This is a genomic window from Streptomyces sp. rh34 (assembly GCF_002551245.1).
Taxonomy (GTDB): domain Bacteria; phylum Actinomycetota; class Actinomycetes; order Streptomycetales; family Streptomycetaceae; genus Streptomyces.
In genome coordinates, this window is sequence record NZ_NTGZ01000254.1 from 1 (window position 1) to 10785 (window position 10785).

The following is a 10785-nucleotide window of genomic DNA, read 5'->3' on the forward strand; positions in this document are numbered from 1 at the left end:
TATAAGAGACAGGGTCGAGGCCGTGGGCCGCCGCCGCGGCGAGGGCGGCGGCGGTGAGGCCCGCGGTGTGCAGCCGCCCCCGGCAGAAGTCGGCGAGGGAGTCGGCGTCGCGGACGCGGCCCCCGGCGACGGCCGGTTCGGCGCCGCCGGAGTGGGCGTGGCCTCCGGCGGGGAACCGGCCGTCGGCGAGGACGAGGAGAGCTGCGCGTGACATGACGGCGACCGGCCCTCAGAAGAGGAAGTAGCGCTGGGCCATGGGCAGTTCCGCCGCCGGGGCCGGCTCGACCGGATCGCCGTCGATGGTGACGGCGAAGCTGTCGGGGTCGACGTGGACCCGGGGCAGGGCGTCGTTCTCCCGCATGTCCGCCTTGGTGACCCCCCGGGTGCTGGTGATCGGCACGAACCGCTTGTGCAGGGCGAGGCGTTCGGGCAGCCCGTCCTCGATGGCGGCAGTGGAGACGAAGTTGAACGAGCCGTGTGCGGCGGCTCGCCCCAGGGCGCCGAACATCGGCCGGGGCAGGACCGGTTGGGGCGTCGGGATGGAGGCGTTGGCGTCGCCCATCTGCGCGTGGGCGATCTGGCCGCCCTTGATGACGGTCTGGGGCTTCACGCCGAAGAACGCCGGGTCCCAGAGGACGAGGTCGGCGAGCTTGCCGGTCTCCACGGAGCCGATCTCCCGGTCCAGTCCCTGCGCGACAGCCGGGTTGATGGTGTATTTGGCGACATAGCGACGGACCCGGTGGTTGTCGGCCCGCCCGTCCCCGGGCAGGGCTCCGCGCCGCTTCTTCATGACGTGGGCGGTCTGCCAGGTCCGCAGGATCACCTCGCCGATCCGCCCCATCGCCTGGGAGTCCGAGGAGATGATCGAAATGGCCCCGAGGTCGTGCAGGATGTCCTCGGCCGCGATGGTGGAGGGCCGGATCCGGGACTCCGCGAACGCCAGGTCCTCGGGGACGGCGGGGTTCAGGTGGTGGCAGACCATCAGCATGTCGAGGTGTTCCTCGATGGTGTTGACGGTGTGCGGCCGGGTGGGGTTGGTCGAGCTGGGCAGCACGTACGGCTCGGAGACCACGCTGATGATGTCGGGCGCGTGCCCGCCACCTGCCCCCTCGGTGTGGTAGGCGTGGATCGTCCGGCCGGCGATGGCGGCGAGGGTGTCGGCGACGAACCCGGCCTCGTTGAGGGTGTCCGTGTGGATGGCGAGCTGCGCGCCCGTCCGCTCGCAGACGGTGAGGCAGGTGTCGATGACGGCGGGCGTCGCGCCCCAGTCCTCGTGGATCTTGAATCCCAGGGCGCCACCGCGTAGTTGGGAGTGCATGGCCTCCTGCGACATCGTGTTGCCCTTGCCGAGCAGCCCGATGTTGACCGGGAAGGTCTCCAGCGCCTCGAACATCCGGGCCAGGTGCCAGGGCCCCGGGGTGATGGTGGTGGCCTTGGTGCCCTCGGCGGGTCCCGTGCCGCCGCCGACGAGGGTGGTGATGCCGCTGGAGAGCGCCTGGTCGATGAGGGTGGGTGAGATGAAGTGGACGTGGGCGTCGACCGCCCCGGCCGTGAGCAGCTTCCCGTTGCCCGCGATGATCTCGGTCTCCGGGCCGATCACCAGGTCGGGGTGGACGCCGTCCATGGTGTCCGGGTTCCCGGCCTTGCCGATGCCGGTGATCCGGCCGTCCCGGATGCCGATGTCGGCCTTGACGATGCCCCAGTGGTCGATGACGACGGCCCCGGTGATGACGGTGTCGGGCGCGCCCTCGGCCCGGGTGGTGCGGGCCTGCCCCATCGACTCGCGGATCACCTTGCCGCCGCCGAACACCGCCTCGTCGCCCGCGTGTCCGGGGCCGCCCGAGCGGTCCTCCTCGATCTCGACGAGCAGATCGGTGTCGGCGAGCCGGATCCGGTCGCCGGTGGTGGGTCCGAACAGATCGGCGTACACGGCCCGCTTGAGGTCAGGCATCGAGGGCACCTCCGGTTTCGCCGCGCAGGCCGGGGACGACGCGACGGCCGGTGAGGGGGACGAGTTCGACGTCGGCGGGAATGCCGGGTTCGAAGCGGACCGCCGTGCCGGCGGCGACGTTCAGCCGCAGGCCGCGGGCGGCTGCGCGGTCGAAGCGCAGCCCGGGGTTGGCCTCGGCGAAGTGGTAGTGGGAGCCGACCTGGACGGGTCGGTCGGCGGCGTTGAGGACGGTGAGGCGGGTGACCGTCCGCCCAGCGTTGAGGGGGACGTCCCCGTCCCCGTACAGGATCTCTCCGGGAATCATCGGCACAGCCCGTCAGACGATCGGGGCATGGACGGTGACCAGCTTCGTGCCGTCGGGGAAGGTGGCCTCGACCTGGACGTCGTGGAGCATCTCGGGGATGCCTTCCATGACCTCGTCCCGGGTGAGCAACCTACGGCCGGAGGCCATGAGTTCGGCGACGGAGCGGCCGTCCCGGGCGCCTTCCAGCAGATGGGCGGTGATCAGGGCGACGGCCTCGGGGTGATTGAGCCGCAGCCCGCGCGCCCGGCGCCTCTCGGCCACGTCGGCGGCCACATGGATGAGCAGACGCTCCTGCTCGTGCGGGGTCAGTTGCACGCTTCCACCTCATCGTCTTCCGTCCGGCTCCGGCTCCGGACGCAGCGGGACCCTATCCCCGTTCAACAATGCGTTGAACGGGGAACGACACCCTCGCGACCAGGCATTGCACGTTAGGGCGGAAGTTTTTCCGTTGCGTTAACTGATCTTTTGCGGGTTCATGGACATCAGCCCGCACAACCCGTTCTCCAGCACTTCGGGGCGTACGTCCCCGAAGAGCGCCTCCTGCACGATGAACCCCTGCGCCGTCGCGATCATCGTCCGCGCCACGTGGTCGCCGGGCACGTCGCCGCTCAGGATCCCGGCCGTGCGGTAGGCGTCGACGAGTTTCGTCCAGGCGACGCGCATGGTGGCGTAGCCGTCGTCGAGCAGCGCGGCGAGTCGGGCGTCGCGCAGCGTCTCGGACCAGAGCTGGACGACGAGCGCGGCGAAGGCCCGGCGCTCCAGCCCGTGCACCTCCCCCGCGAGCACCCCGCCGAGCACCCGGCCGAGCAGCACGTCCGGGGTGGGCGGCGGCGTCATGCGGGAGGCCTCCTCGAAGGCGCCGCGGATGACGGCGAAGGTCTCCTTGGTGATGGCCGCGATGATGTCCTCCTTGCCGGGGAAGTAGCGGTAGACCGCTCCGGCGGACAGGCCCACCTCCTTGAGGACGTCCTGCATGGACGTGCCGTGGAATCCGTTGCGGGCGAAGCAGCGTGCCGCCCCGGCGAGGATCTGACGGCGACGGGCGTCGAGGTGTTCCTGGGATACGCGAGCCATGGCCACCAATCTAAAACGAACATTCCTTCTTGACAATGCGCCACTGCGTGCCGACAGTGGGGACAGGACATAAAACGAACGATCCTTCTCTCTGGATTCTCCGTCGTCGCACGAATCGAGGCCTCTCATGTCCACCGCATCCAACCGCCGCGCGGTGGCGGTGATCCTGCTGATCCCCCTGCTGGTGACGCTCGCCCTCTGGGCCTTCGCCTGGCCCGCAGCCCGGATCGCCCCGCACGACCTCCCGGTCGGGGTCGCGGGCCCGGCGTCGGCGGCCCAGCCGCTGGAACAGCACTTCGAGCAGCGCGACGGCGCGTTCGAGGTGCACCGCTTCGACGACGAGGCCGCAGCCCGCACCGCGATCGAGGAGCGGGTCGTATACGGAGCCGTCGTCGTCACCCCGCAGGGGCCGCACCTGCTCACCGCTTCGGCGGCGAGCCCCGTCGTCGCCCAGCTGCTGCGCGAGGCCGTGACGGCGTCCGCCCCCGACGACACCCCGGTCCGGGTCACCGATGCGGTCGCCGCACCGCCCGGAGACCCCCGCGGCAGCGCACTCGGCGCGAGCGTCCTGCCCCTGGCCCTCGCGGGCATGGCGGCCGGAGCCGTCGTCACCCTGATCGGACTGCGCGGGGCACGGGCCGCGGTGACCCTCATCGGGTCGGCCGCCCTGGTGGGCCTCGCCGCCACAGCCGTGGCGCACAGCTGGCTCGGGGTGGTCACGGGCGACTGGTGGGCGGAGGCGGGAGTGCTCGCGCTCACCGTGCTGGCCATCGGTTCGGCGGTGGCGGGGCTCGCCGCCCTGTTCGGGCCGCGTGGCGTCGGACTCGGCGCGCTGCTGATGGTCCTGCTGGGCAACCCCTTCTCCGGCGTCACCAGCGCACCGGAGCTGCTGCCCGAGCCCGTCGGTGCGATCGGCCAGTGGCTCCCGCCGGGCGCGGGCGGTTCACTGCTCCGCTCGGTCGCCTTCTTCGACGGGAGCGCTGCGGGCGGCGCCGTGCTGACGCTCTCGCTGTGGGCGCTGTTCGGCCTGGCGGCGGTGCTGTTCGCCCGCCCGGCGCCGACGTCGGCCGAGCCGGCCGAACCCGTCCGCGAGCCGGCCCTGACCGGCTGAGCGCCGCATCCGTATCGCCGAGCCGGGCGCCCCTCCCACGGGAGGAGCGCCCGGCTTCGCGCTGTCCCGGGGCGGCCGGGGTGGGCCTCAGGCGTCCCGACCGTCGTGGGGGCGGTGCTCGGCGGCGATGCCGAACCTGCGCCGTTCGCCCTGAGCGGATGGCGCGGAGCCGATCGAGGAGACCGAGCTGATCACCTGCTCCTCGGCAGCCACTTCCTCCGCCTCCAGCTGTTGCAGGTCAGCGGCGGAAACCAGCGCGACGAGCGGCTTGCCGTGACGCGTCACCACGACACGTTCACCGCCGTAGACAACGCGGTTGATCAGTTCGGCGAGCTCCGCCCGTGCTTGCGTCACCGGAATCTCGTAGGCCATAGTCCCCATCATAACCTTCTGTACGTCCTGTACATTTTTTACGGACGGAGAGAAGGCCGGTCAGCTCCAGGAGAGAGGCACCGCCATGATCCGCCCCGCCGCCCGCTACGTACTGCCGGAGTTCACCGAGCGCACCGCGACCGGAACCCGGACTCTGGACCCCTACTCCAAGCTGCTGTCCGAGCGGATCGTCTTCCTCGGGAGTCCGATCGACGACATCGCCGCGAGCGACCTCATCGCCCAGTTCATGTACCTGGAGCACGCCGATCCGGACCGGCCCCTGTCGCTCTACATCAACTCCCCCGGCGGCACGTTCCAGGCGATGGCGGCGGTCTACGACACGATGCGGTTCCTGACCTGTGAGGTGGAGACCTTCTGCCTGGGGCAGGCGGGCTCCTATGCGGCGGCCCTGCTGGCCGCCGGGGCGAAGGGGCGCCGACATGCGCTGCCCGGCGCGCGGGTAGTCATTCAGCAGCCCGCGATGGAGGAGCCGATGCGGGGCCAGCCGTCCGACCTGGAGATCCACGCGCGCGAACTGGTGCGCACCCGCGAGATGTTCGCGGCCATGCTGGTCCGGGACACGGGCCGGACCGCGGAGCAGATCACCGCCGACATCGAGCGCGACACCATCCTCGACGCCAAAGCCGCCCTCGCCCACGGGCTGGTCGACCACGTCGTGGAGAACCGCTGACTCTCCCGGCCGCCGTACGACGCGAGGTGAATCGCCGATGGAGCCACCCGAGTTCCCGCCCCTGCCCGCGCTGACCCGCGCCGAGGGCGAGTTCGTCGACTGCTATCTGGCCGTGCTCGACCAGGTGGGCCGGATCAACCCGGCCCACGGCAGCGACACCTACAGCGCGCTGCGGGCCGCCCAGGCCCTGGCCTCCCGGGCGGCGGCCCTGCGCGATGCCCTGGCCGTGATGCACGAGCGCGGCGAGTCGCGGATCCACGCCGCCACCCTGGCGCGGGCGCTGCGCGTCCTGGACGGGGAGCGCCGGGCGAACAGGGTGGCGATGCCGCCGCCCGCGAACTGACCTGCTCCACGCACGGGGAGCGCACTACGGGAGAGAACCGGTCGGCCCCACGCGCGACACGCCCGACACCGGAACCGATTCGCCTCGCTCGTTCGGCGTAGGAGATCACCCGTGCGAGCGACGGCTCAACTTGCGTTCGGCGCGCGGCCCGTACTCGAAATGCTCCCTTTCGTCGCTGGTACGAGGGTGTGCGCCCGGCTCGTCGGCGAGCACGAATCCGGCTTGTCCACCCGAATGGATCAGTGGTGAGGAGACTCACAAACCGCTGTTTCGGCTCGGAATTCCGGCACAAGGTGAGTCAAGATCCCTGGGACGACAAGCCCCCGCCACCGCGGCGGGGCGGTCCGGGCGGACGCCGAGTCCTGCCGCCGCCCGGATGACTGGTCGACAGGAGTGGATCGGCAGGAGTGGAGGACCCGAGCACAACGGGCCGACCGGGAGACCGGGAGGCCTTCGGGGTGAAGCCGCGACAGCGGCCGGGCAACTTCGCCAGCCCGAACCCGACAGGTCATCCTTCACAGGCGGCTGACGAAGGGTTGCGCATGTCTGCGCAGGTTCATGTCCCGTCTCTGTTCGCCCGGGTCGGTACGGCCTCGGTACTCACCCTGGCCGTGACGTCCACGATGCTGGCGCCCGGTCTGGTGAGCGATGCCGAGGCCGCCACCCACTCGACGAAGGCCCTGAAGGTCGCCGCGTCGAAGAAGGGGGCTCCCTACAAGTACGGAGCGGCCGGTCCCAGCCGCTTCGACTGTTCGGGGCTGACGGTCTATTCGTTCAAGAAGGCCGGCAAGAAGCTTCCCCGCACGGCACAGCAGCAGTACAACAAGACCCGCCACATCGGGAAGTCGCAGCGCAAACGCGGCGACCTCGTCTTCTTCCATTCGGGGCGCAGCGTCTACCACGTGGGCATCTACGCCGGGGCCGGGAAGATCTGGCACTCCCCCAAATCGGGGGACGTGGTGAGACTGGCCAAAATCTGGTCCAAGAGCGTCTGGTACGGACGGGTCCGCTGACCCCTCGACCGGACGCTCTTTCCGTGCGGGCCGCCTGGGTCCTCGGGGCCGCCCGCGGCGTCCTCAGCGCAGCAGGGTGCCGGTCACCAAGGCCAGTCCCAGACCGGTGAGCGCCACACCGCTGCCGCCCTCGATGGCGCGGGCGGTACGCGGGCGGCGCAGCCACCGGCCCAGCCGGTCCACGAGCAGGGCGAGGGCCGGGAACCAGATCAGCGCCAGCACCACCACGAGGGCCGCGAGCAGCAGGGTCCTGGGCAGCGGCGGCCGGCCGGGGGGCACGAACTGCGGCAGCAGGCTGAGGAAGAGGACCGGGGCCTTCGGGTTGAGCGCGTTGGTCAGGAATCCCTGGCGCAGCGCGCGTGCGAACTCCCTGGGCACGGGCCGCCCCGGCTCGCCCTTCTCCGTACCGGAGGGTGAGCCCGAGCTGTCCGGCGAGGGCCGGCGGCGGATCGCGTACAGCGCGCTGATCCCGAGGTGGAGCACGTACGCGCCGCCGAGCAGCTGGACGGTACGGAAGAGCACCGGCATCGTCACCAGCACCGCGGCGAGCCCGGCGACCGCGAGCGCGGTGTGCACCAGCAGCCCTCCGGCAACGCCGAGCGCGGTGGCCAGGCCGGCGGTGCGCGAGGCCAGGGCGTTGCGTACGACGACGGTGAAGTCGGCGCCGGGCAGCGCGACCATACCGGCGGCGACCCCGGTGAAGGCGATCAGTTGTGCGTCCATGCGTCCACCTTGGACCGGCGGAGCCTTTAGCGTGTACTTGCAATCTTCTGGGTCTGCCTAAAGGAACGCTTCATGTACGACCCGACACGGCTCGCGGCCCTCGTGGCGGTCGCGGAGGCCGGATCGATCACCCGGGCCGCCGCCCGCCTGGGCTACACGGCGCCCGCGCTCTCCCAGCAGCTGGCCAAGCTGGAGCGGGAGGCGGGGGCGGCGCTGTTGGTGCGTCACCATCGCGGAGCGCGGCTGACGGCGGCGGGCGAGCTGCTGGCGGGCCGGGCCCGGCGGGTCCTGGACGAGCTGGACCAGGCGCGGCACGAGCTGGCGCGGCTGGCCGGGCTCTCGGGCGGCAGGCTGCGGGTGGGGACGTTCACCACGGCCGGGATCCATCTGCTGCCGCCGGTCCTGAGTGCGTTTAGGCGGGCCCATCCGGAGGTCGAACTGGCCGTCGCCGACTACGAACCGCCCGGCGGGGTCGCCGCGGTGGTCGCGGGCGAGGTGGATCTCGCCCTGACCCATGCCTACGAACCGGCGGCGGCCGGACCCCCGCCGGTGGGCGTTCTCGTCGAACCCCTGCTGGTCGAGGAGCTGGTGCTGGTCACCTCGGTGGGCCACCGGCTCTCCGAGGGCACCGGGCGGCTGCCGGTCGGCGAGCTGGCGGGGCGGCCCCTGATCAGCAGCGCGCCCACCCATCCGCCCCGGCGCGGGGTCGAGAACGCGCTCGCCGAGGCCGGGGCGACGCCCGCGGTGGTCTGCGAGTCACCCGGGTACGCGCTGGTGTGCGCGCTGGTCAGCGCGGGTCTCGGGGTGGCGGTGGTGCCGGAGATGGTCGCCTCGATGGCGGCGGCCCCGCTGTCGGTCCGGCGGCTGGAACCCGCGTCGTTCCGCCGGACCATCTCGGTCGTGCACCGGGGCGACCGGTCGACCGCGGCGGCCGCGACGCTGCTCGCGCTGCTGCGCGGCGGTTTCGGCCGAGGGAGCACGGCCCCGGCCGCGAACCGGCCCTCGGGCTGACCGGCCCCTGGCCGATCAGCCCACGGGGTACCGGGAGGACCGGCCCCGGCCCCGCTGTCAGCCCTGCACCGGAACGACCCAGGGAAGGGCGATCCAGACCGTCTTGCCGCCCTCGGCGGTCGGGGTCACCTGGAGCCGCCCGCCGCGCTCCTTGGCCAGCGCCCGGATGATGACCATGCCCCGGCCGTTGTCCTGCCGTACGGCGGCGGGCAGCCGCTGGGGCCAGCGGGGGTGACTGTCCGTGACGCCGAGATACAGCTCCTCGTCGCGTTCGAGGCGCAGATCCACGGTGAAGGTGGGCGACTGGCCGAACGTGTGCTGAACGGCGTTGGTGGCCAGTTCCGAGATGATCAGCCGGATGGTGTCGGCGAACTCGGTGTCCTCGGGCAGGCCCCATTGGGCCAGGGTCCTGGCGACATGTCTGCGGGCCGATGAGACCGACACCGGATCGGTCGGCAGAGTGACGGTTGCTTCCTGATGGTCTGCCATGGCGACGCCGTCCCTTTCCCGCCCTGGTCGACCGGCGGCCGGCCAGGATTGTGCTTCGCGCCAGATTGCCATTGATGCAGCTCCCTGTAACGGCGTTCGGCCAAGATATGCATATATCTGTCGCTCGAAGCGGTGAATTCGGGGCCCGTGCGGCGTGGACGGACGGCACACTGACCCCTCTGCGGGCCGGTCCCGGTGACGGACCGGCCCTTCCCGACAGCAGAAGGAGACCTGCATGCTGCACGGCCCCGTCGTCCGACGGCGCAAGCTCGGTGAGGAGCTGCGAAGTCTGCGCCACGCCTCCGGGCTGACCAGCCGGGACGCGGCGCGGCTGCTCGGCTGGCACCAGTCGAAGGTGAGCCGCATCGAGACCGGCGCGAGCGGGGTGACGCCCGCCGACGTGTCACTGCTGCTGGACGTCTACGCGGTGCGCGACGCCCAGTTGCGTTCCCTGCTCGAAGTCCTCGCGGGGTCGGCGGGTGGCGGCGGTGCGGGCTGGTGGCATGCCTACCGGGGGCTGATCCCGCCGCAGTACCGCGACTTCATCAGCCTGGAGTCGCAGGCCAGTACGGTCCGGACGCTGGAGACCTCGGTGGTACCGGGGCTCCTCCAGACCGCCGGGTACGCACGGGCCGTAACCCGCGCCTCGCTGGACGGGTTACCGGACGGCCGGCTCGACTCCCTGGTCGAGGTCCGGCTGACCCGCCAGCGGGTGCTGCGCGCGAGCCCACCGCTGCGCTTCACCGCCGTGCTGGACGAGGCGGTGCTCCACCGCGAGGTGGGCGGGCCGGAGGTGATGAGAGATCAGTTGCAGCATCTGCGACAGGTGGCCCAACTCCCTCATGTGCAACTGCAGTTGTTGCCGTTCTCGGTCGGCGGCTACGTCGGACTCACCGGGCCTTTCGTTATCTTCTCCTTTCCGAATATTTCTGATCTGGATGTGGTCGTTCTTGACCACTTGACGAGTAGCCTCTATCTGGAGCGGAAAGAAGACCTCGACGCGTACAGCTCGGCCTTCCGTTCCTTGCAGGCGCACGCGCTGTCGCCAGAACGCTCGCTGGACCTCATCACCGAGATCGGACGCAGCTAAGGGGCCGCCATGTCAGACCGTCTCCCACTGTCCGCCGTACCTCCGCCGTCACCCGCGCAGCCCGCTCCGCACTGGCGGCGCAGCAGCCACTCCACCGGGATGAACAACTGCGTGGAGACCGCGCGGTGCGGCGGCGCACTTCTCGCCGTACGCGATTCGAAGAACGTGGACCGACCACCGCTGCGCTTCTCGGCGGCGGCCTGGAGCACGTTCGTGGCCGGACTCGGCCCGCACGGAGCCGGACCGCACGGAGCCGGTTCGCACCGGATCAGCTGACCCGGCCGTCCGCCTGCCGGGGAGCGGTGGTCAGGACCGTGGCCACCGCGGTCGCGATCTGCTCCTCGGTCAGGTCGGCCCGCGCGGTCAGCCGCAGCCGCGAGACGCCGTCCGGTACCGACGGCGGGCGGAAGCAGCCCACCGCCATGCCGGCCGCTCGGCAGTCGGCCGCCCAGCGCACCGCCGCGTCCGCCGAGGGCGCCCGGACGGAGACGACGGCAGCGTCGGGCCGGACCGTCCTCAGCCCCGCCGCGGTGAGCCGGGTGAACAGCGCGGTGGCCACCTCCCGGGCGCGGGCCGCCCGTTCCGGCTCCCGGCGCAGCACCCCGAGGCTGTC

At 71.5% G+C, this 10785-nt stretch carries 15 protein-coding genes and 1 pseudogene; 7 read left to right on the forward strand and 9 right to left on the reverse strand.

Translation table 11 applies throughout. The features are described from left to right. From CR470_RS30930 to CR470_RS30950, 5 genes and pseudogenes are all read right to left on the reverse strand, one after another. Positions 1-214: pseudogene (locus tag CR470_RS30930) on the reverse strand (urease accessory protein UreF); the annotation flags it as partial. Positions 215-229: 15 nt separating this feature from the next. Continuing rightward, on the reverse strand, positions 230-1951 hold the full coding sequence (locus CR470_RS30935) for an urease subunit alpha (protein ID WP_097870793.1): 1722 nt from the start codon (positions 1949-1951) through the stop codon (positions 230-232). Further along, positions 1944-2255, reverse strand: coding sequence for an urease subunit beta (locus CR470_RS30940; protein ID WP_097870794.1), 312 nt, complete (start codon positions 2253-2255; stop codon positions 1944-1946). Before CR470_RS30940 ends, CR470_RS30935 begins: the two co-directional genes overlap by 8 nt. Positions 2256-2267: 12 nt before the next feature. Then, positions 2268-2570 (reverse strand): urease subunit gamma, encoded by a 303-nt coding sequence (locus CR470_RS30945; RefSeq protein ID WP_097870795.1) that lies wholly within the window; start codon positions 2568-2570, stop codon positions 2268-2270. A 138-nt stretch (positions 2571-2708) separates the two neighbouring features. Further along, positions 2709-3329 carry a TetR/AcrR family transcriptional regulator gene (locus CR470_RS30950; protein WP_097870796.1) on the reverse strand — a complete coding sequence of 207 codons (621 nt, stop codon included), beginning with the start codon at positions 3327-3329 and terminating at the stop codon, positions 2709-2711. Positions 3330-3456: 127 nt separating this feature from the next. Between CR470_RS30950 and CR470_RS30955 the strand changes: the two genes are divergently transcribed. Further along, positions 3457-4440: a hypothetical protein gene (locus CR470_RS30955; protein ID WP_097870797.1), complete on the forward strand. Its 984-nt coding sequence runs from the start codon at positions 3457-3459 to the stop codon at positions 4438-4440. Positions 4441-4527: 87 nt separating this feature from the next. Here CR470_RS30955 and CR470_RS30960 read toward each other — a convergent pair whose 3' ends face one another. Beyond that, positions 4528-4812 carry a type II toxin-antitoxin system Phd/YefM family antitoxin gene (locus CR470_RS30960; protein ID WP_097870798.1) on the reverse strand — a complete coding sequence of 95 codons (285 nt, stop codon included), beginning with the start codon at positions 4810-4812 and terminating at the stop codon, positions 4528-4530. An 85-nt stretch (positions 4813-4897) separates the two neighbouring features. On the opposite strand from CR470_RS30960, the gene CR470_RS30965 reads away from it, so the two are divergent. From CR470_RS30965 to CR470_RS30975, 3 genes are all read left to right on the forward strand, one after another. After that, positions 4898-5503 (forward strand): ATP-dependent Clp protease proteolytic subunit, encoded by a 606-nt coding sequence (locus tag CR470_RS30965; RefSeq protein ID WP_097870799.1) that lies wholly within the window; start codon positions 4898-4900, stop codon positions 5501-5503. Between the two features lie 37 nt (positions 5504-5540). Next, complete coding sequence (locus tag CR470_RS30970; RefSeq protein WP_097870800.1) at positions 5541-5846, forward strand: hypothetical protein; 306 nt, start codon at positions 5541-5543, stop codon at positions 5844-5846. A 542-nt stretch (positions 5847-6388) separates the two neighbouring features. Further along, positions 6389-6859 carry a C40 family peptidase gene (locus CR470_RS30975; RefSeq protein ID WP_097870801.1) on the forward strand — a complete coding sequence of 157 codons (471 nt, stop codon included), beginning with the start codon at positions 6389-6391 and terminating at the stop codon, positions 6857-6859. A 63-nt stretch (positions 6860-6922) separates the two neighbouring features. Here CR470_RS30975 and CR470_RS30980 read toward each other — a convergent pair whose 3' ends face one another. Beyond that, positions 6923-7582 carry a LysE family translocator gene (locus CR470_RS30980; protein WP_097870802.1) on the reverse strand — a complete coding sequence of 220 codons (660 nt, stop codon included), beginning with the start codon at positions 7580-7582 and terminating at the stop codon, positions 6923-6925. A 72-nt stretch (positions 7583-7654) separates the two neighbouring features. Between CR470_RS30980 and CR470_RS30985 the strand changes: the two genes are divergently transcribed. Beyond that, positions 7655-8593 carry a LysR family transcriptional regulator gene (locus tag CR470_RS30985; protein WP_097870803.1) on the forward strand — a complete coding sequence of 313 codons (939 nt, stop codon included), beginning with the start codon at positions 7655-7657 and terminating at the stop codon, positions 8591-8593. A 57-nt stretch (positions 8594-8650) separates the two neighbouring features. On the opposite strand, the gene CR470_RS30990 is transcribed toward CR470_RS30985, so the two are convergent. Then, on the reverse strand, positions 8651-9082 hold the full coding sequence (locus CR470_RS30990) for an ATP-binding protein (RefSeq protein WP_097870804.1): 432 nt from the start codon (positions 9080-9082) through the stop codon (positions 8651-8653). Between the two features lie 235 nt (positions 9083-9317). Between CR470_RS30990 and CR470_RS30995 the strand changes: the two genes are divergently transcribed. Together CR470_RS30995 and CR470_RS31000 are read left to right on the forward strand one after the other, a co-directional pair. After that, complete coding sequence (locus tag CR470_RS30995) at positions 9318-10172, forward strand: helix-turn-helix domain-containing protein (protein WP_097870805.1); 855 nt, start codon at positions 9318-9320, stop codon at positions 10170-10172. A 9-nt stretch (positions 10173-10181) separates the two neighbouring features. After that, positions 10182-10448 (forward strand): DUF397 domain-containing protein, encoded by a 267-nt coding sequence (locus tag CR470_RS31000; protein ID WP_097870806.1) that lies wholly within the window; start codon positions 10182-10184, stop codon positions 10446-10448. Here CR470_RS31000 and CR470_RS31005 read toward each other — a convergent pair. Next, a partial coding sequence (locus CR470_RS31005) for an aminotransferase class I/II-fold pyridoxal phosphate-dependent enzyme (protein ID WP_143663909.1) occupies positions 10441-10785 on the reverse strand: 345 nt, incomplete at its 5' end. The genes CR470_RS31000 and CR470_RS31005 overlap by 8 nt on opposite strands.

Coding starts and splice junctions, on each gene's coding strand:
- CR470_RS30935 (WP_097870793.1), bottom strand. CDS start 1,951: ATGCCTGACCTCAAGCGGGCCGTGTACGCCGATCTGTTCGGACCCACC.
- CR470_RS30940 (WP_097870794.1), bottom strand. CDS start 2,255: ATGATTCCCGGAGAGATCCTGTACGGGGACGGGGACGTCCCCCTCAAC.
- CR470_RS30950 (WP_097870796.1), bottom strand. CDS start 3,329: ATGGCTCGCGTATCCCAGGAACACCTCGACGCCCGTCGCCGTCAGATC.
- CR470_RS30955 (WP_097870797.1), top strand. CDS start 3,457: ATGTCCACCGCATCCAACCGCCGCGCGGTGGCGGTGATCCTGCTGATC.
- CR470_RS30960 (WP_097870798.1), bottom strand. CDS start 4,812: ATGGCCTACGAGATTCCGGTGACGCAAGCACGGGCGGAGCTCGCCGAA.
- CR470_RS30965 (WP_097870799.1), top strand. CDS start 4,898: ATGATCCGCCCCGCCGCCCGCTACGTACTGCCGGAGTTCACCGAGCGC.
- CR470_RS30970 (WP_097870800.1), top strand. CDS start 5,541: ATGGAGCCACCCGAGTTCCCGCCCCTGCCCGCGCTGACCCGCGCCGAG.
- CR470_RS30975 (WP_097870801.1), top strand. CDS start 6,389: ATGTCTGCGCAGGTTCATGTCCCGTCTCTGTTCGCCCGGGTCGGTACG.
- CR470_RS30980 (WP_097870802.1), bottom strand. CDS start 7,582: ATGGACGCACAACTGATCGCCTTCACCGGGGTCGCCGCCGGTATGGTC.
- CR470_RS30985 (WP_097870803.1), top strand. CDS start 7,655: ATGTACGACCCGACACGGCTCGCGGCCCTCGTGGCGGTCGCGGAGGCC.
- CR470_RS30990 (WP_097870804.1), bottom strand. CDS start 9,082: ATGGCAGACCATCAGGAAGCAACCGTCACTCTGCCGACCGATCCGGTG.
- CR470_RS30995 (WP_097870805.1), top strand. CDS start 9,318: ATGCTGCACGGCCCCGTCGTCCGACGGCGCAAGCTCGGTGAGGAGCTG.
- CR470_RS31000 (WP_097870806.1), top strand. CDS start 10,182: ATGTCAGACCGTCTCCCACTGTCCGCCGTACCTCCGCCGTCACCCGCG.